We start from the raw sequence: 25,529 nt of genomic DNA, 5'->3' as shown, positions 1-25,529 counted from the left end.
AAATAGAAAGAGGTAATGACATCACTTTCTTTTCTCTTATACGATTAATAATTTAGTGGATAATGAAAATGATTTACAACGTTTATTAAAAATTAATAAGAAAGGATTTTTCTACGGTTTCAAAGATGATTATTTTTTTATTTAACGGTAATGATATAATTAAACATTTAGGAGAGGTTGTTATCATTTATGGTTTACCGTTTGGAAATACCGAAAGACAAAACATTCGATAGTTCGATTGCTCTATTACGAGAAGGTTACCGTTTCATTCCGAACCGTAGGCGCAAATTTCAATCTGATATTTTTGAAGTTACATTGATGGGACAAAAGACAATTTGTATTAGCGGACCTGAGGCAGCAAAAGTTTTTTATGATGAGAAAAAATTTAAAAGACGTAATGCACCACCAAGACGAATTAGAAAGTCTCTTTTTGGGGATGGCGGTGTACAAACTTTAGATGATGCAGCACATCGCGAGCGTAAGTCATTAGTTATGTCTTTATTTACAGAAGAGTATATCGAAACATTAAAACAGCTCACAGCAAATGAATGGGATGCTGTTGTTAATAAGTGGATAACTATGGAGGAAATCAATCTATTTCAAGAAACAAAAAAAGTAATGTGTCGAATTGCTTGTAAGTGGTCTGGAGTTCCGATTAAAGATGAAAAAATCGAAAAGCTGGCAAATGAATTATGGGCACTTGTCGATTCATTCGGTGCTGTAGGTGTTAGGCATTGGCAAGGGCGCATAGCAAGGAAAACCTTAGATCGTTTGATTGAAAACATGATTCATCAATTACGTGCAGGTAAGCTCTATGCTGAAAGAGGCACTGCATTATATGAAATTGCCTGGCACAAAGATGTAAATGGGAAACTTTTAGATGAAAAAGTAGCTGCAGTGGAAGTAATCAATATTCTACGTCCAATTGTAGCGATCAGTTTGTATGTATTATTCGGAGCGTTAGCTTTACATGCACACCCTAAGGAAAAAGAAAAATTAAATAATGGTGGAGTAGAATACACACGAATGTTTACTCAAGAAGTAAGACGGTATTATCCTTTTACACCCTTTACAGGTGCAAGAGTTCGAGAAAATTTCTATTGGGCGGGGCATCATTTTTTAAAAAATCAGTTAGTTATTTTAGATGTATATGGAATGAATCATGATGAGCGGATTTGGCAACGTCCAAGTGAGTTTCGACCTGAACGTTTTAAGGATAAACACTTAAAAGCGTATGACTTTATTCCACAAGGTGGTGGAGACTTTCACCTAAATCACCGCTGTGCGGGAGAACTTGTGACGATAACTGTTATGGAAAAAAGTTTTGAGTTTTTAACAAACAAGATTACCTACACGGTGCCAAAACAAAACTTGCAGATAAGTGGTGTACGCATGCCACCGATGATAAATAGTGGATTTATTATTAAAAATGTTGAACGTTTGAAAAATGTTTAAGTCCTTCCTTTTCCTTACGTAGGTCCACTGTGGCTTTTTTACCATGGTAAAAAGATTGTAATAATGATATTATTTAAACATGTTATTGGCATAGTTTATTTAAAGAGGTGGAAAGTGTGTCTGATATTAAAGATGAAATCATTATAATTGATCAGAATGAAAGAGGTGAACAAGTGACTACTTCCAGTGATGAGCGATTACTCGCAATGCTCATATATGCGACAAGCATTTTTACAACCATTATTGGACCAATTATTATATGGTTGATCAAACGTGAAGAATCTGCATTTATTGATTTTCATGGCAAAGAATATTTAAATTTTGTTATTTCATATTTTGTTTATGGAATTGTCGCAGCTATTTCAATGTTTATCCTCATTGGCTTTTTATTAGCTCCTCTTGTGGGAATTGCAACTTTTGTATTTACAATTATTGCCGCAGTAAAAGCTTATAACGGAGAAATGTACAGAATACCATTAATTTTCCGATTGATTAAGTAAAAACGGGTAATAATATTGCTCGTTTTTTTATGGATAAATTTAGCAACTATGATAGCAACTAGAAATATCCAACTAATACATACAGCTTGGGACGCCATAACGTATCAAGCCGAAATTTCTAAATAATAGCAATTATTTGGATAGTGACTTGCCTTAAGGAGTTTATTACGAATAAGTAATTAAAATGTTATAGAAAATCACCAGTACAATCTTTAAATTAGTAAAATTTCGATATAATACATAAACAATTACATATTTACAGGGGAACCAAATCATATGTACGGTCAGTAAAAAACATAGATAGGGAGACTTAAGCATATGCATAAAATAAAAGCAGATAGACAGACATATAAAAAATTATTACAGCAATATTTAGAAAGTAATAATAAATGTTATTTAGAAGAAGCGAAACAAATGAGTATATCATTTGTAAGTAGAAATATTTATCCAGAGGAAATTGTCAGAATACATATTGATGCAATTGATACATTATATGGTGATGGCTTTAACGATTATAGACGATCTTTAGATTTTTTATTAGAAGCTTTAATTGCTTATCGTGTTGCCAATGAGGAATTTGAAAAATTAAAACTAGAACAAATTGAATTACGCTCGGAAATCCAAGTGGCTGCAAATATGCAAAAAACACTTCTAGCTACTGATATTCCGAGCATTGAAACGCTTGATATTGGAGCAATAAGCGTTCCTTTTCATCAAATGAATGGGGATTATTATCATTTTACTAAGGCAGAAAATGGGGCATTAGGCGTTGCTATTGCGGATGTAATTGGGAAAGGGGTACCCGCTGCTTTATCCATGTCAATGATCAAGTATGCAATGGATAGTTTTTATGAAGAAGCAATGAGTCCGAGTGGTATTTTACGTAATTTGAATCGAGTTGTGGAACGAAACGTTGCTTCAAACATGTTTATTACAATGTTTTATGGGCAATTTTTTCCGAAGACTAGTATTTTTCGTTTTGCATCTGCAGGACATGAACCAGGCTTTTTATATCGTGCAAAAGAAAAATCTTTTGTAGAATTTGATACGAAAGGACTTGTCCTTGGAGTACTGAAAAATACAAATTATCCTCAGTATGAAATTAAAATCGAAAAGGATGATATGATTGTTCTTCTAACTGATGGAGTCACTGAGTGCAGAAGAGGAAAACGTTTTATAAAACGAGAAGAAGTGATTGAAGTTATTGAGAAGTATGCTCATTTGCCAGCTCAAAAACATGTTGAACATGTTTATATGCATTTTAATCAGTTAGACGATTTTAAATTAAAAGATGATTTTACTTTAATTATTATTAAAAAAGTAGTTTAATAGTTCAAAAGTATGGGAATACAAAGTTTGAGAGACGAAAAAACAGCTGTAACCGATAGACAGAAGAGGTGATCATATTGAATTTAACGATCGATGTGGTGGAAGAAAAGGATTATTGTGTTGTTAAACTACATGGAGAAATTGATGTTTACACAGCCCCAAAATTAAAAAAAGAAATCCTTCCCTTAACAGAGCAAAAAGGAAATAAAGTTAAAATAGATCTTGAACATATTAATTACTTAGATAGCACTGGTCTAGGTGTATTTATTAGTGCTTATAAGTCGACGAAAGAGAACGATGGTGAATTAAAATTGATTCATGTTCGTGATCGTGTACTCCGTTTATTTAAAGTAACTGGTCTGCATGAAATCATGGCTGTAGACGAAAAAGACAGGGGGGAGTAACTGAGATGGAAGACTTTGATTTTATTGAAATGAAAGTACCTGCAAAAGCGGAATATGTGGGAGTACTTCGGCTAGGCGTTTCCGGAATTGCCAGTAGAATGGGATTTTCCTATGAAGCGATCGAAGACTTAAAAGTCGCACTCTCTGAAGCAGCAACAAATGTTGTTGCCCACGCATATGAGAATAAAGAAAAAGGCGAATTAACACTTGGTTTTGGTGTCTATGAAAACCGGTTAGAAGTGATGGTATCTGATCAAGGAGAAAGTTTCAATTTTGAAGAAATAAAAAATCGAATCGGTCCTGTTACTTATAGTGAAGATTTAAAGTCTGTCTCACAAATGCGTGAAGGAGGGTTTGGTTTATTTTTAATTAATGCTTTGATGGATAAAGTCGAAATCAACAATGAATATGGAGTCATAGTATTAATGACAAAGTATCTCGATGAAACCGAGGTGGATGTAAATGACCAAGTCCAAGCAAAACAATAACAATGAAGAAGAAAGCGATGTGTACAGTTGGATTGAACATTTACAAAGATCTCCTAATGACAACGAAGTAAAAGAAAAAATCGTGTTGCATTATGAACGACTTGTTCATTCATTAGCACGAAAATATTCACATAATAGAGGTAATCATGAAGATCTGTTTCAAGTTGGTATAATCGGTTTATTAATTTCGGTAGAAAGATTTGATAAGGAAGTTGGAAAGTCTTTTGAGGCCTTTGCCATTCCGACAATCATAGGAGAAATTAAACGGTTTATCCGAGATCGAACTTGGAGCGTGCACGTACCACGACGCATTAAAGAACTAGGGCCAAAAATAAATCGAGCAGTTGATGATTTAACATATCAATTACAAAAATCTCCGACAGTTCAAGAAATTGCTGATTATTTAAAAGTTTCAGAGGAAGATGTTTTGGAGACAATGGAAATGACAAAAAGTTATAATGCATTGTCGGTGGATTACAATCATGATGTGAATGCAGAGGGAGGTTCTGTCTCAATATTGGATTTAGTTGGCGAAGAAGAAAAAAATTATGAAAAAGCAGATATACATATGATGCTCGAGAGTGTTTTCCATGTTCTACCGAAACGTGAACAGCAAATTCTAAAATACATCTTTTTCGACAATCTGAGTCAACAAGAAGTAGGAGAATTACTAGGGATATCCCAAATGCATGTGTCTCGACTACAACGACGTTCGTTAAGAAAACTTAGAGAAGTACTGGAAACAGAGTCGGATAATTATTTTATTGCTGATTAATATATGAGGGTTAGTAGATGAGACGTATCCAGTCTTTCCCTAGTAACATTGTAACATAAATATATCTATAGATTACAGAATATTACGACAATATTACAAAAACTTTAGCATTTACAAAGGCTGGAGTTTTTTGTGCTACATGTAAAAAGCCGAAAAATCCATCGTTAGTTTGGATTCTGTGTGGATAATTCAAATTCCAGTGGTGAAATATCTCCTGAAACAATTCGTAAGTAAATTAACATGTATTATCTCGATTATCTTTGGTAAAATGGATGATGTGGAAGGAGAGATAGACATGGCAGAAGACTTAATCTCATTAGTCGCAAAAGAAATTAAAATGAAAGAATCGATAATAAAACAAGTAATATCTTTACTAGACGAAGGAAATACTGTACCGTTTATCGCACGCTACCGTAAAGAAGCTACCGGTGGTTTAGATGAAGTTGCTATTAAAACAATTCAAGATAATTGGGAATATGCAGTTCAACTTTCAGAGAGAAAAGAAGAAGTTATTCGTTTAATAGATGAACAAGGAAAACTAACAGAGGACTTACAAAAAGAAATTGAAAGGGCAACAAAATTACAACGAGTTGAAGATCTATATCGACCTTATCGACAAAAACGACGAACTAGAGCAACTATTGCTAAAGAAAAAGGACTCGAACCCCTTGCGCAACTTGTGTGGCATCAAGCAGTTGAAAATCTTGAAGAAGAAGCTGCAAAGTATTTTTCAGAAGAACATGAACTAAATACGATCGAAGAGGTGGTCGCTGGAGTTAACGATATAATTGCAGAATGGATTTCTGATGATCCAGCATACAGAGATTTTATACGTGAAACGACATGGAAACAAGGAGTACTTTTAACAGAAGTAAAAGAAGCAGAATTGGATGAAAAAGAAATATACAAAATGTACTACGACTATTCTGAAGCAGTTCGTTCTATTGTTTCACACCGTATTTTGGCCATTAACAGGGGAGAGAAAGAGGACATTATTCGTGTTAGAATTGAACCTCCTCAAGAAAAAATTATTACATATTTAAAACAGCAAGTCATTAAGGATAATAAGTCTGCTGAATGTATGAATATTTTAATAGAAGCAATTGACGATAGTTATAAACGACTTATTGAACCCTCAGTTGAAAGGGAATTAAGAAATAGATTAACAGAAGCAGCAGAAGAGCAGGCGATTAGTGTCTTTTCGGAGAACTTACGAAACTTACTGCTTCAGCCACCGTTAAAAGGGAGAACCATTTTAGGAGTAGACCCAGCGTTTCGAACAGGTTGCAAATTAGCTGTTATTGATGAAACTGGAAAAATGTTTGAAATTAGTGTCATTTATCCGACGGCACCAAGAAATGATGTAGCAGGTGCTGAAAAAGTTGTTCTTCAGTTATTGAAAAAATATGAGGTTGAACTCATTGCAATCGGAAATGGGACAGCTTCACGAGAGACAGAGCAATTTATCGCAGACGTTATTCAAAAAAATAAACTTGACATTCCTTATATAATTGTAAATGAAGCTGGTGCAAGTGTTTATTCTGCTTCGGAACTAGCTCGAGAAGAGTTTCCAGATTTAGAGGTCGAGGAAAGAAGTGCTGTTTCAATCGCTAGACGAGTACAAGATCCGCTTGCAGAGCTCGTAAAAATTGATCCGAAATCAATCGGAGTCGGTCAATATCAGCATGATGTGAGTCAAAAGGAATTAACGACATCATTACATTTTGTTGTCGAAACTGCGGTAAACCAGGTAGGAGTTAACGTTAACACGGCATCTAGTTCGTTATTAGAACATGTAGCAGGTTTAAGTAAGACAACTGCAAAAAACATCATAAAAGAACGCGAAGAACTTGGTAAATTCTCGAATCGATCTGAACTGAAAAAAGTTTCTCGACTCGGACCGAAAACGTATGAACAAAGTATTGGATTCTTACGAATTATCGATGGAAAACACCCACTTGATCGAACGCCGATTCACCCAGAAAGTTATCAAGTAACTGAAAAACTTTTAAAAGAAATTGGCTTTGCTATAACGGATGTTGGAACAGAACAATTACGAGAAGCATTAACGAATATTAATGTGAGTGAGATGGCCGAAAAATTAGCTGTTGGTAAACCCACATTAACAGATATTATTGATGCGCTTAGACGTCCAGGGCGAGATTTACGAGATGATTTTCCACAACCAATTTTAAAACAAAAAGTGTTATCATTAGAAGATTTAGAGCAAGGAATGGAGATGGAAGGAACAGTCAGGAATGTTGTGGACTTTGGTGCATTCGTAGATATTGGAGTTGGGCAAGATGGGCTTGTCCATATTTCTAAATTATCGCCTAAATTTGTGAAGCATCCAATGGATGTAGTATCTGTTGGAGATGTCGTTACTGTTTGGGTAGACGATGTTGATGTAAAACGTGGAAGAATCGCACTAACAATGGTTAAATAATAAAATCTCCTGAATATTTTCAAAAAATCAACATGAAGCTCGTTCCATTGTATAATAGTGACCTCTTATTATTTACAAATCTAATTAGATTGTTGCATTGATAAAATGTTGAACAGCATAATGTGAAAACGGACAAAGGGATAATTAATTCAAAATTTCTGCGTGGATTTCAAGTTGATCTAGCTGAAATTTTCCAAGCTTAAAAAGCATTAAAAAACACTGCTAGCATTTTTGCTAACAGTGTTTTCCCTTATTTACTTTCACTAACTGCCGCTTCTACTTTACTCATATCAATTCCTGCTGCTTTTGCAACACCTTCACCATATGCAGGATCTGCTTTATAGCAACTGACAATATAGCGAATTTTAATAAATTCTTCTGCACCTTCGAAATTTCTAGCTGTATTATTAAATAAAGCTTCTTTTTGTTCATCAGACATTAAGTTGAACAGTTTTCCTGGTTGTTCGTAGTAATTATCATCATCTTCTCTAAAGTCCCAATGCGTTGCATCACCATTAATTTTAAGAGGTGGCTCCATTACTTCAGGTTGTTCTTGCCATTCACCATAGCTGTTTGGCTCATAATGTAATGTACTACCTTGGTTTCCATCTGTACGCATTTGTCCATCACGGTGATAACTATGGAATGGACATTTTGGTGCGTTGACTGGAATCTGGTGATGGTTCACTCCAAGACGGTATCGTTGTGCATCCGCATAAGAGAACAATCTAGCTTGTAGCATCTTGTCAGGTGAAAAACCAATGCCTGGCACAATACTAGCAGGAGAAAATGCAGCTTGTTCTACATCAGCAAAATAGTTATCTGGGTTTCTATTTAATTCAAACTCTCCAACTTCGATGAGAGGGAAGTCTTTTTTATACCAAACTTTCGTTAAATCAAATGGATTATAAGGCATATTTTCAGCTTCTTCTTCTGTCATCACTTGAATATACATTTTCCATTTCGGGAAATTACCTTCTTCAATATTTTCATATAAATCTCTTTGATGTGTTTCACGATCATGCCCGACAGCTTCTGCTGCTTCCGCATCTGTCATATTTTCAATACCTTGCTGTGTACGCATATGGAATTTAACCCAAACTCGCTCATTATCTGCATTGATCATACTATATGTGTGACTGCCAAATCCATGCATATGGCGGTATGATTTTGGAATACCACGGTCACTCATAATAATTGTTACTTGATGTAACGCTTCAGGTAGTAAAGACCAAAAATCCCAGTTATTATTCGGTGATCGCATATTTGTACGAGGGTCACGTTTTACTGCGTGGTTTAAATCAGGAAATTGTAAGCCATCTCTAAAGAAAAATACAGGTGTATTATTTCCAACTAAATCCCAGTTACCTTCTTCAGTATAAAACTTTAATGCAAATCCACGAATATCTCGTTCTGCATCTGCAGCTCCACGTTCACCTGCTACCGTTGAAAAACGTGCGAACATGTCTGTTTTCTTGCCAACTTCTGAGAAAATGTTTGCTTTAGTGTATTTAGTAATGTCGTTAGTTACAGTGAATGTCCCGAATGCACCCGATCCTTTTGCGTGCATTCTACGCTCTGGAATTACTTCACGATTAAAATTTGCTAGCTTTTCAATTAACCAAAAGTCTTCTAATAATACCGGACCTCGAGGACCTGCAGTCTTTGAATTTTGGTTGTCCGCAACAGGCATTCCTGTTGCCGTAGTTAATCTTCTCTTATTGTCATTATTTTGTTTATTGTTACTCATAAACAAAAGCACCTCCAAATATATTTCGTAAATAAGAACGATATTATTTATTCTTATCTACATAATTTTTGAAACAAGCTAAGTAATAGCGATTTAACAAGTACGTACACCTTACTTTATAATAATTATAATATCATACTCGTTATAAATAAACAACCATTTGTGTTTAATTTCAAGGTACATTCATAAATTACTAGAGTCTACAGATGTAATAGGCTTGTACACGCCTTCATAACAATCTATAACTATATTATATCAAATATTCTAAATAATATATAATATTTTAACTTTTTGTGAAAGTGATTATTAATTAGAAAAAACAAATGATAATTATAAAATTTTAAAGTCTGCGGTTTGTCACATATTATATTAAAAAGAAAATTTTTTTTGGTATGATATCGGTATGCTATAAAACTGTTTATATTAAAGAAGTGGGGAAATTACATGGAATGGAAAAATATATACCGAGGAATGGTAATGGGAACAGTTGATTTGATCCCTGGTATAAGTGGTGGCACGATCGCCGTTCTTCTTGGGTTTTATGACAGACTAATCGCTGCGATCAATGGGATCTTTTCAAGAGAATGGAAAAAACATTTAGCATTTTTAATCCCGCTCGGTGTAGGAATGGCTACAGCGATATTTACATTTAGTCGTGTGATGAATTGGTTGTTAAAATACTATGAACAACCCACCTATTATTTTTTCCTAGGGTTAATAATTGGGATTTTGCCTTATTTATTTAGAGAATCAGAGGCTAGAACAACGTTTAAATGGCAACATATTTTGCTACTTGCAATTGGTATAATATTGATTATTTTGTTGCCACTTAGTCCAAATGAAGGAGCAATAATTGAGCATAAAACATTGTCAACATATATTTTGTTGTTTTTCTCTGGATTTGTTGCGAGTGCAGCAATGATTTTGCCAGGGATAAGTGGTTCGTTTGTGCTGGTTGTGATCGGTGTCTATAAAACGATTATGCACGGAGTAAGTACATTTGATTTAAAAGTCATTATCGTTGTAGGAATTGGTATCGCTCTTGGAATCCTAACAATGAGTAAAATTATCCATTATTTTTTAATGCATTACCGTACAGCTACTTTTGCGTTAATAATCGGTCTTGTAATTGGATCAATATTTGTTATATTTCCGGGCTGGGCACATAATTTGTCACAACTTGTTATTTCTATACTTGTATTTACAATCGGACTTTTCGCCGCATATGTTTTGGGGAAAGTGGAGTATTAATAAATTGTGCTAGACAATGAAAAAAGGGGGACAAACTGTCTCCCTTTATTCAATTTCAAAATGAAATTTCTCAGTCTTATTAAAAATAATTTCAACGTTTTCCAAAATTAATTTATTATTTTCTCCTTGATTTAACTGGTAAATTTGCGCAAACCGTTCGATCGTTGTTCCTCCAAAGTGAATAACTTTAATCCTCTTATTATTTACGATACTAGCATCTATACGCTCCGCTTCAGATTGATTCCATTCAATTAAGAAGGGGAGTGTTTCTTTTGTAAAATCATATGTTGGAAAAAGCATTCGCCATGTCAGTGTTTCTCCGTCGGGCTTTGTTCTTCTGCCTGCTAAAGGGCCGACATAATTAATTTTCGCTTTCTCAAAGTGCGCGACAAATGTATCGATATCAGCTTGTAAGGCAAATTGAAAGACTTCCTCACGTCCCGCATCCAGTAAATATACTAAATGTTGAATTAATGGATTATCTGATTGATGCGCAACGGTTTTATTATTAATTCCGAGCCATTCTAAATAACTTCCGTTTGCAAAATAACCTAAATAATTATGTGTACCCCAATTTTGATGTTCACCGCCCTTTATTGTTAGAATGTCTTCATGTTTTTTACTTGCCGCAAGAAGATTTTTTCCGGAAATAACGATGTGATCTAATGAAAGCATTTAAATCATTCCTCCGAATTTTTCTTTATTATACAAAAATAATGCTAAAAAATACGAGTGAACTATTAAAACGCTGAACTTTCAGCGATCTCAAGTCATCATTCAGCGCTTTTGGACCAAATTCAGCGAATAACGAAAACGTTCAGCGCTTTTACTAAACAATACAGCGTAATAGTAGTTTCACTAACATTAAAAGAAAATAAAGTTTCAAATCTGTTACCTAAAACTATGTTATAATGAATGGCAATAAATGCAAGTTAGGTGATACTAATTGACACAACTTAGTGTAGAACATGTTACAACTATTTTAGATAAAAAAGAGCTTATTAAAGATATATCATTTTCAATTCAAAAAGGCGAAATTGTAGCGTTAGTAGGTCATAATGGTGCAGGAAAATCTACATTAATGAAAACAATTATGCGAATGCTTGAAAAACGAACTGGCAAAATTCAAATCATGCAAAAATTTGACCAGGACAAACAGTTTTTGCTCTTTAAAAAATATATATCGTATTTACCAGAAGAACCGATGTTATTAACGGAACTAACAGTCATGCAACATTTTCAATTATATGGGATGAGTTACGAAATAGCGGAAGAAACTTTTCAAAGAAAACTTGATCGTTTTGTGAAAGGATTTGAACTTACGACAAAGCTTCAAGCTTATCCAGAAGAATTATCAAAAGGGATGCGGCAAAAAGTGCAGACAATTTGCTCATTACTACCTGATGTTCCAGTCCTTTTAATCGATGAACCATTTATGGGTTTGGATATTTATGCAGTAGAATATTTATTGGAGATTATTAAGGAAAAGGTAGTTGAAGGGGCAAGTATTCTCTTAACAACGCATCAACTCAATCAATTACAGACACTTGCCGATCGGTTTGTTTTACTTCAAGATGGAAAAGTAAAAGCTGAAGGACCAATTGGTGAGTTTGAAACAATAACAAGAGGATTTCATAATGATTAAACAAATACTTTTTCTTAAAAGAAATCGAATTCGTAAAAAGTGGAAACTTAATAAACAAGTAATACTGCTCTCTTTTGATTTAACATCTTTGTTTTATACGCTTCTCGTTATTGGTTATTTCGCTTTTGCCATTATAGCAGAAGGAAATATAAAGGTTATTTTTTTTGAAAAAATGATCCAATTAGAAGCATTTACAGTAGAACGATTTTGGATCATTTTAACTGCTATTCCGATAGTATACATCATTCGGTCTTTTCAGCAGCCGGGAGTTCTGTTTTCTACTGCAGAATATATACTTACCATTTTGCCTCATACAGTTCAGGAGATTTGGCGAGTCGTAGCATTAGAGCGCTGGGCGAAAAGTCTTTTAACCTATATGGTTGGTGGAGGGATAATATTTTTACTTTCTCCAACGAGTTTACCACTCCTATTATTATATGTGTTCGTTCTACTAGGGTTAAATATTCTAATGACGACAATTGAATGGAAACTTTTTCAACAGCATGTTGTCATAAAAATATTTATTTTAATCGGATTTATATCGATCAATATAGTAAACATTCTACTAGGAACTGAATTAATCGCAATATTATTTATTATTACCTTACTTATTATTAATATTGTTCTTATTCCTAAGTTGTTCCGTAATATTGATTGGAAAAAGGTTACAGCCGCTAGTGATTTCAAAATTTGGAATATGCTTATTGTTTCACAAGCAACCAAAATAAAATATAAAAAAGAGCGTCAATATAGTATGTGGCAGAGGATGTCATTTTGGAAACGTCCTTTTATTTATGAAAAGACAGCAGGATATCACCGACTTTGGCATCTGTATTTGGAAAAAAATATTCGCATTTGGTTACAATTAATTGGTGCACTTGTGTTGTTGATGCTCGTATTTCTTTTCGTAAAAGATAAGCTTTTTTTATTTGCGGTAGCTGTTACAATCCATAGTTTTACTACTGTTGTGACAAGCATGTTTAATGATCGTTTGCAAACGGATATCGTCCAAGTTTTACCTTGGGATTTGCCGGTATTTAAAAAGACATATATGAAGTGGGTACTAAGTGTGAGTGTAATTTTACTTTTACCATTCATCATATATTCGGTTAAAAATTATTCGCTATGGATTTTCGTTCAGCTGTGTGTCATTATTTTTACTTTCATCTTTTTATTACATTCTAAAATAGAAAAGTCATATAAAAAATGGGATAATGAATTACCTAAAAGCGGTTGGATAGAAACTCTTTGTTATGTTTTATTATTGATTCTTATATTTAGTGGAATATACCCATATTTACTAGTTATTTCCTGTATTATTATGGGAGTAATTCCGTTTATTAAATCTAAAAAGAGTGCTAGCACATTTCCGTAATACACACCTTCCGGGACAAATGCATATATTAAATTACTAAATGATGTATTTGTGAGGTGTTTTCATGGTGAATGAAAATGAATATTACCGACCTGTGATGTCTAATTATCAATATTACTCTCAACCACCACATACACCAATTTATTATGATGCTATGTATGAAGAACAAAATCAGTATTACTATCCTTATATGTATGGAAATAATAATCAATATGGTTATGTAAACCAACTGCCTTTTATTTACGATAATCCAAATCAGCAGCAGATTTATATGTACGGAAATATGAATCAACAACCTTATATGAACGGGGTAAATAATGCACAGCCTGGCTATGCTCCGAATCCAGCTCCAAATGAAGGAAGAGGAGCGGTTACGCCGGGAGTAATGCAGCAATTTTTAGATGAAAATGGAAATGTTGATGTTCAAAAAATGCTTTCAACAGTTGGTCAATTAGCCGATACTGTTCAACAAGTTTCTCCTGTCATAAAGCAATTAAATGATCTAATCAGAAACTTTCGAGCTTAAGCTGATCACCGCCTAAATTGTTTTGTAATTGTTATAAAATATCGAAAAGAGGGTATAAGAATAGTATCGACTGTGAAATTTAACTTCTTTCCTTTCGTGAATTTTCTTCGTTTTTAGGAGAGTGAGGAACAGTGATTGGGTGTCTGATCATACATGGATTTACAGGTGGACCACACGAAGTGGATCCATTACGGGTATATTTGTCAGAACGAACGGATTGGACAATTGAGGTGCCTGTTTTAAAAGGTCACGGAGAAGAGTTGAATTTGGAAAATGCTTCGCATGAAGAGTGGTTGAGGGAAGCAGATGAAGCTTTAAGAAAATTAAAGGAAAAATGTGCAAAAGTTTATGTCATCGGTTTTTCAATGGGTGGAATGATTGCAGCTTATTTAGCGGCTATGCATAAGATTGATAAGTTAGTTTTATTGGCTACCGCGAGAAGGTATTTGTCATTAAAATATTTAAGTTATCATATTGCCGAAATGATTGGAGACGGCTTTAAAGGAAAAATAAACGATAACGAATTATTTACTCAATTTAAGAGTAAATTTGGGGATGTTCCAATTAAAGCAAATATTGAATTTATGAAGCTGGTGAACTATACAAAACAATATTTAAAAGATGTAAAAACTCCTGTTTTTATTGCACAAGGCCAAAAGGACGAGATGGTTCCTTTTAAAGCTGCTTATCATCTAGATGAAGAAATTGGATCAGAACATAAAGAAGTTGTATTTTTTGAACAATCGGATCATCTTATTTGTTTGGGTGACGATAGTAATGTCTTAAATAAAATGATTTATGATTTCTTAGTACAAAAAATAGAAGTGAATGCACCCGTTTAAGATAAAGGTTGAAAAAATGAATTAAATAAAAATAATTAAACAGCATAAAAAAATCCGCTCATTCTGCGGATTTTTCCATTATTAATCATTACCATTTGCACGATGTGAGATCGTCACGTGTGCTTTTTTAGTTGTACTCATGATGAATAAAAATAATCCGAATATGACGATAGAGCCACCTAGCCATTGGGATGAAGTGACTGTTTCTCCCAAAATTAAATAAGCTAAAAAAGTTGCTCCTATAGGTTCAAAAACAATCGCCATCGAGATGTTCGAGGTACTTACCCATTTTAAAGCCCAATTAAAAAGCGTATGGCCTAAAAAGGTGGGAATAATCGCTAACGCCAAGAATAAAAGCCAATGGTTTGCGGAATAATGAAATAAATTATTCCCGAGAATCAGATTGTATAGTAATAAGGTAATTGAACTTATCCCATAAACAATAAAGGTATAGGTCATAAGTGATAAGTTTCTTCTAAGTTGCTGACCAAGCAGAAAATATCCTGTTACCGTCACGGCACCAAGAAGTGCAAGAATATCACCTAACAAAGCTAAGCCACTAATTTGCAGGTCACCCCATCCAATAATAAAGCTACCGACTAGGGTTATTAACATGCTAATTATTGCAGCTACTGAAAAACGTTCACCAAAAAATAGATATGTCCCAATAAAGGCAAAAACAGGTTGTAACGTTACTAGAACAACTGAACTTGCAACAGACGTATAGTTTAGTGATTCAAACCAAAGAATAAAATGTAGTGCTAAAAACACTCCGGCCAAGCTTGCTAAAATCCAATCTTTTTTTTTAACGGATCGTAGTTCTTCCTTATATTTTAATAAAATAACTGGGCTCATAATTAGAACTGCAAGAAATAGACGGTAAAATGCGATGATCCCTGCAGGTGCTCCTGAAGCCAATTTAACAAAAATTGCTGAGGTTGAAACTGCTATTACACCGATTACTACTGCAATATATGGATTGATTGGAGGAAAACGCAATGTATAATCTCCTTTGTCGTATCGTCTAGATTGTAACAAAACTATTATATCTTATTATGTGCTTTTTAGCAGGGAAAGTATATGGAAAAGTTTTTAATTTTTTGTGAAACGGGTATAGAATATATGAGAATACAAAAGTAAAAGTTGGTAAGGTTTATACATTATGCTATAATTAAAAGGCTGTGTATACATGAGAAATGGAGTAGGGCAACTATCCATTACGGAGGAAGCCTCCTAAAACTTTAAGGTTTATCTAAAATTAAAATTAAAATGGATATAGAAGAAATAATAGATTGCGATTTGCATCTACTAAGTGTACGTTCAAAAATTCTGTTGGTATTGTTTAAATGTAAACAGTTGTTATGTAATTTTGATGAGTTTTTGAACGACCTCTTAAAGTAAGACAGAAGGTTTCCGCTTATGTAAACTATTTTACAAAGTTGGAAAGAGGAGAAGAATATATGACAACTTTTAACGAATTAAACATATCGGCACCAATTTTAAAAGCACTTGAGTCGATGGGATTTGAGGAAGCAACCCCGATCCAAGCACAAACAATCCCTCATGCATTAGAAGGAAGAGATGTTATTGGGCAGGCGCAAACGGGAACTGGTAAAACAGCTGCATTCGGAATCCCGATGATTGAGCAATTTGATTCAAAAACACGTGAAGTGCAGGGACTAGTCGTTGCTCCGACAAGAGAACTTGCGATCCAAGTAGCAGCTGAAATTAACCGACTGGGAAAATTTAAAGGGATTCGTGCCCTTGCTGTTTACGGCGGTCAACATATGGATCGGCAAATTCGTGCATTAAAAGACCGACCACAAATCGTTGTGGCAACACCAGGAAGACTTCTAGACCATTTACGTCGCCGCACAATACGATTAGGGCAAATTAAAGTAGCCGTTTTAGATGAAGCAGATGAAATGTTAAACATGGGATTTATTGATGATATCAAAGAAATTTTACGATCCATTCCTGAAGAGAGACAAACGTTGTTATTTTCAGCAACGATGCCAAAGGAAATTCGTGAAATTGCTACTACGTTAATGAAGCAACCGGAAGAAATTAAGGTAAAAGCAAAAGAAATGACTGTCGAGAACATTGACCAATACTTTATGGAAGTTCCAGAACGGTTCAAATTCGATACATTAACGAATCATTTCGATATTCATTCCCCGACATTAGCAATTGTCTTTACACGTACGAAAAAGCGTGTGGATGAAATAACCGATGGCTTGCAAGTACGTGGTTTTCGTGCAGAAGGTATTCATGGTGATTTAACGCAAGGGAAACGAATGTCAGTTTTAAATAAATTTAAACATGGAAGAATTGAAGTACTAGTCGCAACAGATGTTGCAGCACGAGGATTAGATATTTCCGGCGTGACACATGTGTATAATTTTGATATTCCACAAGACCCTGAAAGCTATGTTCACCGGATTGGTAGAACTGGTAGAGCGGGACGTACTGGAGAAGCGATTTCATTTGTGACACCGAGAGAAATACCACATTTACGATTAATTGAACAAGTTACAAAAAGTAAAATGAAACGTATCGTTCCACCAACAAATCAGGAAGCGGCACGAGGAAAACAACAGGCGACTGCTGAAAATATTATAAAGACGATTGAAACAGAAGATATAAAATTGTTTAATCAAACAGCAACAGAATTGTTGGAAGACCATGATTCAGTATCTGTCGTTTCAGCAGCATTAAAATTACTAACAAAAGAACGAAAAGATGTACCGGTTAGAATTTCTTCAGTCCAACCCATTAGTGTTAAAAGTGCACCACGTGGAGGTAGCCGTGATTCGAAACGTCGCCAAGGCGGTGGCAAAAGATTTTACGGAAAACGCCCACAAGGTGGCGCCGGACGACGAAAAGGTAACTTTCAAAAACGTCGTGGAAGATAAATATATTGAGCTCCTCAAAATGGGGAGCTTTTTATATTCACAATACTGAGATACCAAATTAATTACGGGAATCTGGAAATAACCACGGAAACCTGCGTTAACCACGGGAATTACGATTTAACCACGAAGACTGCAAAATAACCACGCACTTTTCGATTTATCCACGGGAATCTGAAAATAACCACGGAGACCTGCGTTAACCACGGGAATTACGATTTAACCACGAAGACTGCAAAATAACCACGTACTTTTCGATTTATCCACGGGAATTTGAAAATAACCACGGAGACCTGCGTTAACCACGGCAATTACGATTTAACCACGAAGACTGCAAAATAACCACGCACTATTCGATATATCCACGGGAATCTGAAAATAACCACGGAGACCTGCGTTAACCACGGGAATCGCAATTTAACCACGAAGATTGCGAAATAACCACACAATTTTCGATATATCCACGGGAATCTGGAAATAACCACGAAAACCTGCGTTAACCATGGGAATCGCAATTTAACCACGGGAACCGAGAAATAACCACGAAGAACATTGCGCATTAACCACTGGAGAGCGGTGGGTTTGCTTTGTAAATCTAAAATAAATATTAAATATGCTTTTCTAAAAAACTTTCTGTGTTAAAATTATGAATGAAAGAGAGGGAGTAACGATGAGAGAACAGCCGAAAAATAATATAGCACATGATGCTGTTAAAGCTTGGAGAATTACAGCTTCTATTTATATGGGAGGATTATTTTTACTCATTATAGTGGGAGCCGTATTATCATACATTTTTGAAATTACCTATTTATACGTAGGAATTGCTATCGTGATTTGGGTGTTATTCTTATTTGTTTTTGTTCATTTAATTCCAAAACTTAGATACCGCAGATGGCGTTATGAAATATTTGAGCAAGAAGTATATATCCAACACGGAATTTTAGTCGTTACTCGGACAATCATTCCGATGATTCGTGTTCAGCATGTGGATACAGAACAAGGTCCAATATTAAAACGGTATAAATTGGCGACTGTATCTATTTCAACAGCGGCGACAACGCATGAAATCCCGGCATTAGATGAGGAAGATGCATCAACAATTCGTGATCGAATTTCTGTTTTAGCAAGGGTGGATGAAGACGATGTGTAATACCGAGGAAACTTCTTTATTAGAACAGTTTAAACAGCCACGCCGACTTCATCCTGCAGCAATGTATTTCGATCTCATTCGAGTCATAAAAGAAACGATTTTTGGATTTGGAATAGGGTTAATTTTAACACTAAAAGAATCATTATTTTATTTTATAATTTTCGCTTCGGTATTTTTAATTTTACTCATTATATCAAGTGTTTTATCATGGCTTAGGTTCACATATCGTATTGAAGATAATGAGCTACGAATAGAACAAGGAATTTTTGTTCGGAAAAAAAGATATATATCACTTAACCGGATCCATAAAATTGATTTAAGCGCAAATGTCGTACATCGAATTATCAAATTAGTGAAAGTGCAAATTGATACCGCAAGTAGCGGAGGAGGAGCTGAAGTATCTCTCAGTGCAATTAAGGTAGAAGAGGGAGAACGACTCCGGAGGGCTTTAAAGAAGCGAGAAAATGATTTTGTGATTGATGAAGAAAAATCTGAAAAAACAATTCCAACTGAAAAAATATCATGGTCACGCTTATTTATTGCCGGGACAACTTCAGGCAGTGTAGGAATTATTCTGTTTGCATTACTGGCGGGTTTTACCCAAATTGAAGAATTAATTCCGAAAAGAATATATAACTCAGCTTATACATGGGTGATTGGACAAAGTGTTGTCATACTGATCGGATTAATTATTTTTATCCTATTATTATTATGGATAGTCGGAATAGCCGGTACGATGATAAAGTACGGTAATTTTATTATTGAAAAGCGTGAAAAAGAATTGTTTATTCGAAGAGGGTTATTAGAAACAAAAGAATTAACGATCCCCTTCGAGCGAATTCAAGCGATTGGAATTCAGCAAAGTCCAATTCGTCAGCCGATGAAATTTGTACAAGTTTTCGCAGTAGTTGCAGGCGGGTCTTTTGATAAAATGGAACCATTTCCTGTTCTGTTTCCCCTAATCCATGAGCGAGAAGTAGACAAGTTTTTACAGGAATTTTTGCCGGAATTCGATCAACTAGAGACCGAATTGATACCATTATCCAAAAGGAGTTTAAAGTTTTACTTATTTAAATCCTCCATTTTGTTTATTCTCGCACTTCTAGCAACGGCTTATTTTTTCCCATCATTTATTTGGATATCACTTATTCTGCTTGGCCTGAGCTTATGGTATGGATGGTTGCAGTTTAAGGACGGAGGTTATGCAATTGACGGAAAACGTTTTACACTTCAAAGACGGGTATTTAATAAGGTTACGGTGACTACCTACCATCGTCGTATTCAGTCTCTTAAAAAGCGGCAACATAAAATTCAAGCTTTGCAAAAACTTGCAACAATTGAAATCTCACTTATTGGTTTGGGTGGTTTAGGAACACATTATTCGCTAAAGCATTTAGAAGAAAAAGATGCTAATAAAGTTGCTGACTGGTATTCATATAGAAAGACGAGCAAAAATACAGACTTGTTAGATCCTTTGGAATAAGTTACTATTGATAAAGGGAGACAGATTCTCCCTTCTATTTTTATTAAATAATGAATATACATTCATTTTAGGGGGATATATATGTTAACACAGTTGGGAATAGAGAAAGTGACAATCGATCTTCCGTTTCGATTAGACCATGTGAACTGTTTTTTGGCAGAAGGGGAAAAGGGATATATTGTAATAGATACAGGATTGAATGACAAAAATGCACGAGCTGTTTGGAATGAAAAATTAGATAATAAACTTGTTGAACGGATAATATTAACACATCTTCATCCCGACCATTCTGGATATGCAGGAGTTTTACAACAACAGACAAATGCACCTGTATTCATGTCAGAGACAGATGCAGTAGCATTAGGAAGTATATGGACAGAAGAGGCTTTACCGAGGTTAATAAATGATTATAAGGAAGCGGCTATACCTGAAAAATTAGCAACCTCTATTGTGAAAATGACTGAAGAGTTCAGACCATCCGTAACTCCACTACCAAACGTTAATTATTTTTTGCAAGATGGAGAGCGTATTCAAATCGGAAAATATCAATACGAAGTTATTTTTACACCTGGACATTCTGAAGGACTTATTTGTTTTTATAACCGTGAAAAAAATGTTCTATTTTCAACGGATCATATTTTGCCGAAAATAACACCGAATATATCTAACTGGTTTTATGGTGAAAAAAACCCATTGCAATCATTTGAGAATTCACTTCATAAAATTAAACAACTTGATGCGGAGGTAGTTTTTCCATCTCATGGGGAACCTTTCTATGGTGCAAATGAACGGATTGATGAAATTTGGAATCATCATGTAGAAAGGTTTTCTATTATACTTGATTCCTTAAAACAGCCGAAATCTATTTTTGAAGTAAGTGAAATATTGTTTCAAAAGGAACTTTCTGTTTATGATTATCAATTTGCAATTGGAGAAACAATTGCTCATTTGGAATATTTACGGGAAAAAGGTGAGTGTACAAGAGGACTTGAGAATGGAATTTGGATGTATTGTCAAAGTTAATTAGTAAAAAAGATAGAAGTTTATAAAAATATCCGTTAATAATTGGCAATAATAGTTGTCTTTTGGATTAAAAATGATATAATTTTGTGAGAGTAAATATATAAAATATCTCAAAAAAAACAGGGTATAATGGAATATGAGGTGTGAATTTTGAAAAGGTCAGAAAGAAAAAAGCCGAGAAGATTATGGTTAAAAATACCGGTTATAATTGTGATATTACTAGTTTTAGGTGTTGGTGCGTATGCTTTTTCTGTATATAATAACGCAAAGAATACAGTGAATGAAAAAATGCATGACCCTGTTGAAACGATTGATACAGATTTAACAAAAGAAAAACTAAAAGCGACAGAGCCTCTGAACGTATTATTATTAGGAATCGATTCCGAAGATGACCAAAGAGGACGGTCTGATGCGATCATGGTAATGCAGCTTGACCCGAAAACTGATGCAATTACAATCGTAAGTATCCCTCGTGATACAAGAACAGAAATTGTAGGTAAGGGTATTGACGACAAAATTAACCACGCGTATGCGTTTGGTGGAGCAGAGATGTCTGTTGCGACAGTGGAGAATTTCCTTGGTATAGATATTGATTATTATGTAAGTATTAATATGGATGGTTTAGTAGAACTAGTAGATGAACTTGGGACAATAACAATTAGTAATGAGGTAGCATGGACGGACAGTAAATATGATTTTCCTGAAGGTATTGTGGAAATGAATGGCGATAAAACAATGTCATATGTGAGAATGCGTAAAAAAGATCCGATGGGTGATTTTGGACGAACTCACCGTCAGCGAAAAGTCATTGAAGGAATCATTAATGAAGGCGCATCTGTTGGTTCTGTACCGAAATTTAGTGGCATGATGGATATTTTAGGAACCAATATGTCTACGAATATGGATTTTGACGATATGAAGCAATTATTTAGTGGATATAAAGATACCCGAAGAAATGTTTCTGAATATATGATTGCTGGTTCAGGACAAAAAATTGATGGAATCTATTATTTAATAGTACCAGATGAAGAAGTACAAAAAGCACATGAATTATTAGTATCAAAAGAATAACTAATAACCTATGGGGATGATTAAAAATTTCTCCATAGGTTTTTTGTTTAAAAAAATGCTATATTCTTCTACGCCATTGATCTTGGGGGAAAAGACAGAAGATCTCGCGGCTCCTTACTCATTAACGGTCATCTTAATCAGTAATGTTTTTCTTTTGCCACAAGTAACGAATTACCTTTTTTATGTAACTCATAACTTTTTTTAGGGCGCCTATTGAAGTAGAAATGAGAACTTTATCGATCCGTCAATTGATTAATGATGATCGCTGCAATGCGGGTGCCAACAGACACCTTACAATTTTCTTTTTTAACAGGAGACAGCTGATCTATTCGGTCGATCAGCCCCAACGCTTCTATTAACTGATGAATAATAGGAGCAGCTCCCACTCGACATACTTGAAAGTCAGGAATCTGCGGGATTTGGTTGTTCAATGTTATCACTTCATTGTGCCGATACCTTTATCCTTCGATATTTCAAGGCAAAATTCCTGCAAAAAAAGATTTTATCGCTTCAAATGGGTGCGAAATAGGAATTATTATCGAAATATTATGTTAGTATTGAAATATCAAGATATTATCTAACGAGCGAGTTAGTGGAAAAAGCGCTTACTATTAATCCTTAAAAAGAAGAATTAATAGTATGTTAGTTAGTAGAAGCCCATCGAACCTCTTGGGACGAATGAAAGTGCAAGTACACTAAAGCTCTTAACTAGTGAGATGTGGAAGATTTTATATTTCCAATCTGTCGAAAATACTAACAATATGGCTTTATGACTAAAAGAATGGGGGGAATATCTTATGAACAAAACAAACATAAGTAAACTTGTGTGTCGAGCAGAAATCTTGGCGATGACAAAAAAGCTTGTAGCTATTGAAAGCATTGTCAATACACGTGGAGAACAGGATATTGCAAAATTTATATATGATTATTTGGCAGCTCACCCTTACTTTTTAAAAAAACGCTCCCAACTCGTATTGGAAAAAACGGTTAATGATGAAATGGAACGATATAATGTTCTCGCCTATGTAAAAGGTAGAAAGGGAGTAAGCAATCGGACAGTAGTTTTGATGGGGCATATGGATACGGTTGGAGTGGATGATTTTAATCAACAACGTGATTTAGCTTTTTCCCCGGAAGATTGGATGGAATTTTTACAAAACGAGAGATTACCAGAACTAGCACAAGAACATTTAGAGTCAGGGGATTGGCTCTTTGGACGTGGTGTACTGGACATGAAAAGTGGTTTAGCTAGCAATATATATCTATTAACCTATTATGCAGAACATCCAGAATTATTAGAAGGTAATCTCGTTTTTATTGCTGAATGTGACGAAGAGGATAGTTCTCATGGTATTTTATCTGCCCTAAAAACATTAAAAAAATGGAAGCAAGAAAATAAATTTGATTATGTTGCAGCTATTAATAGTGATTTTGTTGCTCCGGGATATCAAGGGGATGAAAATCGTTATGTATATAAAGGAACAATAGGAAAGTTATTACCATCCTTTTTTATAACTGGTGAGGAAACCCATGTCGGATCAGCTTTTGATGGTCTTGACCCGAATTTCATCGCAGCTGCATTAACAAAGCAAATGAACTACAACCCGGACTTAAGTGACACGGCTTTAGGAGAGTCAACCATACCACCAGTTTCATTAAAACAAATGGATTTAAAACCTTCTTATACGGTACAAACAGCCTTATCAGCATATGTGTATTTTAACTTCTTTGTTCACTCATGGTCACCGGAAAAAGTGCTCACATTATTAAAAAAACAGGCAACCGTTGCTTTTACAAATGCATTGACTTCTTTTGAAGAACGTTATCAAACATATTGCGAGATGAGTAATCAGCCATATCGTTCTATCCCCTGGGAACCGCGAGTTTTGACGTATAGTGAAATGGAAGAAATATTAATACGTACACATGGAGAACAATATGAACTACATATGAAGGATTTTAAAGAGGAATTACTAAAAGATGAAATGCTTGATACCCGAATGTTTGCCGCTCGTGTCGTAGAGGAATCATGGAAGTTTATGACAGATAAAAGTCCTGCGATTATTGTTTTTTATTCATCCCTTTATTCACCTAGAGTCGCATTAACCGGAGAAACGGAAGATGAACAAAGATTATTACAAGCATTGGATCATGCAATTAATACATTGAAGCCAGAGTACCAATATCCGATTGTTGCCAAAAATTTCTTTCCGCATATATCTGATATGAGTTTTATTGCGATGAGTGATAACATGCATGAAATTGAATACAAGGTGAAAAATACTCCATCTTGGGGTGAAAAGTTTCACGTCGCATATGAAGACGTATTTGATTTGAATATTCCAGTTATTAATATCGGTCCTTATGGAATGGACGGACATAAAAAACTAGAGCGAATGGAAATGACGTATTCATTAGAGATTGTACCAAATTTAACGAATCATGTTATTCAGTATGTGCTGAGTGATGAGAACGAGTAAGGTTTAAGGAAAACTAGGGGTTTGCTTTCAAGGTTTTGATGCTTGCCCAAAATGTGGAAACAGATTTCCCTTATTGGTTTCCATCCAGCGGTTATGAACACGCGGGCGCATCTCCAAAAGATTATATAGGTAGAATCATAATGTTGATTCAGAAAATGCCAAAAGAAAAACATTGGAATTCCTTAAACTGATTTTTCATTTTAGAATAATATCTATTCGGTGAAAAAAAATCGGTGAAAAAAACAGAGAAGATCATAAAGACGATTTCTTATGCTGAAAAAGCGGAAACCGTCTTTTTTAGTTTTTGGGGAAGTTTAGAGTGAGGGGGCAAATCCTCGAAATTTAAAACTTAAGTTTCGCACCCCGAAACATAGGGGTTTTCAGATGCTGTTTTGTACTGAACCCCTTACTATTACTGTGTTTTCCTTCTATTCCATTTTGAGCAATTAAGCAACTTTATCTCCTTCAAACAACTGATTTCGCAAAAAAGACGCTTCGAATAGTTCGAAAACCTAGGCTCTGCCTAGTGTTTTTCTTATCTCTTCCGTAAAAAAATGTATAAGTAATTACTCCCGCACATCTGATCAATGTGGAAAATACGAAGAAGTGTCCCATCGCGATCTC

General features: G+C 34.8%; 21 protein-coding genes and 1 pseudogene. 18 read left to right on the top strand and 4 right to left on the bottom strand.

Annotated features, from left to right (window positions below; genetic code table 11):
- Window positions 1–189: 189 nt before the first annotated feature.
- From SPD89_RS11745 to SPD89_RS11715, 7 genes are all read left to right on the top strand, one after another.
- On the top strand, window positions 190–1,455 hold the full coding sequence (locus SPD89_RS11745) for a cytochrome P450 (protein ID WP_336262142.1): 1,266 nt from the start codon (window positions 190–192) through the stop codon (window positions 1,453–1,455).
- Between the two features lie 125 nt (window positions 1,456–1,580).
- Window positions 1,581–1,955, top strand: a complete 375-nt coding sequence (locus SPD89_RS11740; protein WP_336262153.1) for a DUF4870 domain-containing protein — start codon at window positions 1,581–1,583, stop codon at window positions 1,953–1,955.
- Window positions 1,956–2,273: 318 nt separating this feature from the next.
- Window positions 2,274–3,284 carry a PP2C family protein-serine/threonine phosphatase gene (locus tag SPD89_RS11735; RefSeq protein WP_336262141.1) on the top strand — a complete coding sequence of 337 codons (1,011 nt, stop codon included), beginning with the start codon at window positions 2,274–2,276 and terminating at the stop codon, window positions 3,282–3,284.
- A 68-nt stretch (window positions 3,285–3,352) separates the two neighbouring features.
- Complete coding sequence (locus tag SPD89_RS11730) at window positions 3,353–3,688, top strand: STAS domain-containing protein (RefSeq protein ID WP_336262140.1); 336 nt, start codon at window positions 3,353–3,355, stop codon at window positions 3,686–3,688.
- A gap of 5 nt (window positions 3,689–3,693) precedes the next feature.
- On the top strand, window positions 3,694–4,176 hold the full coding sequence (gene rsbW, locus SPD89_RS11725; protein ID WP_336262139.1) for an anti-sigma B factor RsbW: 483 nt from the start codon (window positions 3,694–3,696) through the stop codon (window positions 4,174–4,176).
- Entirely contained in the window at window positions 4,151–4,951 is an 801-nt protein-coding gene (sigB, locus tag SPD89_RS11720) for an RNA polymerase sigma factor SigB (protein ID WP_336262138.1), read from the top strand. The genes rsbW and sigB overlap by 26 nt, the downstream gene beginning before the upstream one ends.
- A 295-nt stretch (window positions 4,952–5,246) precedes the next feature.
- On the top strand, window positions 5,247–7,397 hold the full coding sequence (locus SPD89_RS11715) for a Tex family protein (protein ID WP_336262137.1): 2,151 nt from the start codon (window positions 5,247–5,249) through the stop codon (window positions 7,395–7,397).
- A 250-nt stretch (window positions 7,398–7,647) separates the two neighbouring features.
- On the opposite strand, the gene SPD89_RS11710 is transcribed toward SPD89_RS11715, so the two are convergent.
- Entirely contained in the window at window positions 7,648–9,147 is a 1,500-nt protein-coding gene (locus SPD89_RS11710; protein WP_336262136.1) for a catalase, read from the bottom strand.
- A 444-nt stretch (window positions 9,148–9,591) separates the two neighbouring features.
- On the opposite strand from SPD89_RS11710, the gene SPD89_RS11705 reads away from it, so the two are divergent.
- Entirely contained in the window at window positions 9,592–10,398 is an 807-nt protein-coding gene (locus SPD89_RS11705) for a DUF368 domain-containing protein (RefSeq protein ID WP_336262135.1), read from the top strand.
- Between the two features lie 45 nt (window positions 10,399–10,443).
- Here SPD89_RS11705 and SPD89_RS11700 read toward each other — a convergent pair whose 3' ends face one another.
- On the bottom strand, window positions 10,444–11,073 hold the full coding sequence (locus tag SPD89_RS11700; RefSeq protein ID WP_336262134.1) for a VOC family protein: 630 nt from the start codon (window positions 11,071–11,073) through the stop codon (window positions 10,444–10,446).
- A 271-nt stretch (window positions 11,074–11,344) separates the two neighbouring features.
- On the opposite strand from SPD89_RS11700, the gene SPD89_RS11695 reads away from it, so the two are divergent.
- The 4 genes from SPD89_RS11695 (at window position 11,345) to SPD89_RS11680 (ending at window position 14,786) form a co-directional block, all read left to right on the top strand.
- Window positions 11,345–12,043 (top strand): ABC transporter ATP-binding protein, encoded by a 699-nt coding sequence (locus SPD89_RS11695; RefSeq protein WP_336262133.1) that lies wholly within the window; start codon window positions 11,345–11,347, stop codon window positions 12,041–12,043.
- Window positions 12,036–13,418 (top strand): hypothetical protein, encoded by a 1,383-nt coding sequence (locus SPD89_RS11690; RefSeq protein WP_336262132.1) that lies wholly within the window; start codon window positions 12,036–12,038, stop codon window positions 13,416–13,418. The genes SPD89_RS11695 and SPD89_RS11690 overlap by 8 nt, the downstream gene beginning before the upstream one ends.
- Window positions 13,419–13,485: 67 nt before the next feature.
- Window positions 13,486–13,944 carry a YppG family protein gene (locus SPD89_RS11685; RefSeq protein ID WP_336262131.1) on the top strand — a complete coding sequence of 153 codons (459 nt, stop codon included), beginning with the start codon at window positions 13,486–13,488 and terminating at the stop codon, window positions 13,942–13,944.
- Window positions 13,945–14,075: 131 nt separating this feature from the next.
- Window positions 14,076–14,786 carry an alpha/beta hydrolase gene (locus SPD89_RS11680; protein WP_336262130.1) on the top strand — a complete coding sequence of 237 codons (711 nt, stop codon included), beginning with the start codon at window positions 14,076–14,078 and terminating at the stop codon, window positions 14,784–14,786.
- Window positions 14,787–14,867: 81 nt separating this feature from the next.
- Here the strand turns inward: SPD89_RS11680 and SPD89_RS11675 are convergent, their stop codons facing one another.
- Window positions 14,868–15,785 (bottom strand): DMT family transporter, encoded by a 918-nt coding sequence (locus SPD89_RS11675; protein WP_336262129.1) that lies wholly within the window; start codon window positions 15,783–15,785, stop codon window positions 14,868–14,870.
- Window positions 15,786–16,246: 461 nt separating this feature from the next.
- On the opposite strand from SPD89_RS11675, the gene SPD89_RS11670 reads away from it, so the two are divergent.
- The 5 genes from SPD89_RS11670 (at window position 16,247) to SPD89_RS11650 (ending at window position 22,425) form a co-directional block, all read left to right on the top strand.
- Window positions 16,247–17,701, top strand: a complete 1,455-nt coding sequence (locus tag SPD89_RS11670) for a DEAD/DEAH box helicase (protein WP_336262128.1) — start codon at window positions 16,247–16,249, stop codon at window positions 17,699–17,701.
- Between the two features lie 667 nt (window positions 17,702–18,368).
- Window positions 18,369–18,848 carry a PH domain-containing protein gene (locus SPD89_RS11665; protein ID WP_336262127.1) on the top strand — a complete coding sequence of 160 codons (480 nt, stop codon included), beginning with the start codon at window positions 18,369–18,371 and terminating at the stop codon, window positions 18,846–18,848.
- Window positions 18,841–20,331: a PH domain-containing protein gene (locus tag SPD89_RS11660; protein ID WP_336262126.1), complete on the top strand. Its 1,491-nt coding sequence runs from the start codon at window positions 18,841–18,843 to the stop codon at window positions 20,329–20,331. The genes SPD89_RS11665 and SPD89_RS11660 overlap by 8 nt, the downstream gene beginning before the upstream one ends.
- A gap of 81 nt (window positions 20,332–20,412) precedes the next feature.
- Window positions 20,413–21,354, top strand: a complete 942-nt coding sequence (locus SPD89_RS11655) for an MBL fold metallo-hydrolase (protein WP_336262125.1) — start codon at window positions 20,413–20,415, stop codon at window positions 21,352–21,354.
- A gap of 150 nt (window positions 21,355–21,504) precedes the next feature.
- A complete protein-coding gene (locus SPD89_RS11650) occupies window positions 21,505–22,425 on the top strand; it encodes an LCP family glycopolymer transferase (RefSeq protein WP_336262124.1) in 921 nt (306 codons plus the stop codon).
- Window positions 22,426–22,661: 236 nt separating this feature from the next.
- On the opposite strand, the pseudogene SPD89_RS11645 reads toward SPD89_RS11650, so the two are convergent.
- Window positions 22,662–22,856, bottom strand: a pseudogene (locus SPD89_RS11645) (DUF4277 domain-containing protein); the annotation flags it as partial.
- 366 nt (window positions 22,857–23,222) lie between these two features.
- Between SPD89_RS11645 and SPD89_RS11640 the strand changes: the two are divergent.
- On the top strand, window positions 23,223–24,905 hold the full coding sequence (locus SPD89_RS11640; RefSeq protein WP_336262122.1) for a M20/M25/M40 family metallo-hydrolase: 1,683 nt from the start codon (window positions 23,223–23,225) through the stop codon (window positions 24,903–24,905).
- Window positions 24,906–25,529: the final 624 nt, after the last annotated feature.

Source organism: Pseudogracilibacillus sp. SO30301A, from assembly GCF_037072025.1.
Lineage (GTDB): Bacteria > Bacillota > Bacilli > Bacillales > Amphibacillaceae > Pseudogracilibacillus.
This window is presented reverse-complemented; position numbering and strand designations above follow the sequence as displayed.

Bases quoted from the DNA above. Each gene is read 5' to 3' on its own strand.
- SPD89_RS11690 (WP_336262132.1), top strand. From the start codon at position 12,036: ATGATTAAACAAATACTTTTTCTTAAAAGAAATCGAATTCGTAAAAAG.
- SPD89_RS11700 (WP_336262134.1), bottom strand. From the start codon at position 11,073: ATGCTTTCATTAGATCACATCGTTATTTCCGGAAAAAATCTTCTTGCG.
- SPD89_RS11665 (WP_336262127.1), top strand. From the start codon at position 18,369: ATGAGAGAACAGCCGAAAAATAATATAGCACATGATGCTGTTAAAGCT.
- SPD89_RS11655 (WP_336262125.1), top strand. From the start codon at position 20,413: ATGTTAACACAGTTGGGAATAGAGAAAGTGACAATCGATCTTCCGTTT.
- sigB (WP_336262138.1), top strand. From the start codon at position 4,151: ATGACCAAGTCCAAGCAAAACAATAACAATGAAGAAGAAAGCGATGTG.
- SPD89_RS11715 (WP_336262137.1), top strand. From the start codon at position 5,247: ATGGCAGAAGACTTAATCTCATTAGTCGCAAAAGAAATTAAAATGAAA.
- SPD89_RS11640 (WP_336262122.1), top strand. From the start codon at position 23,223: ATGAACAAAACAAACATAAGTAAACTTGTGTGTCGAGCAGAAATCTTG.
- SPD89_RS11670 (WP_336262128.1), top strand. From the start codon at position 16,247: ATGACAACTTTTAACGAATTAAACATATCGGCACCAATTTTAAAAGCA.
- rsbW (WP_336262139.1), top strand. From the start codon at position 3,694: ATGGAAGACTTTGATTTTATTGAAATGAAAGTACCTGCAAAAGCGGAA.
- SPD89_RS11705 (WP_336262135.1), top strand. From the start codon at position 9,592: ATGGAATGGAAAAATATATACCGAGGAATGGTAATGGGAACAGTTGAT.
- SPD89_RS11710 (WP_336262136.1), bottom strand. From the start codon at position 9,147: ATGAGTAACAATAAACAAAATAATGACAATAAGAGAAGATTAACTACG.
- SPD89_RS11660 (WP_336262126.1), top strand. From the start codon at position 18,841: ATGTGTAATACCGAGGAAACTTCTTTATTAGAACAGTTTAAACAGCCA.
- SPD89_RS11745 (WP_336262142.1), top strand. From the start codon at position 190: ATGGTTTACCGTTTGGAAATACCGAAAGACAAAACATTCGATAGTTCG.
- SPD89_RS11735 (WP_336262141.1), top strand. From the start codon at position 2,274: ATGCATAAAATAAAAGCAGATAGACAGACATATAAAAAATTATTACAG.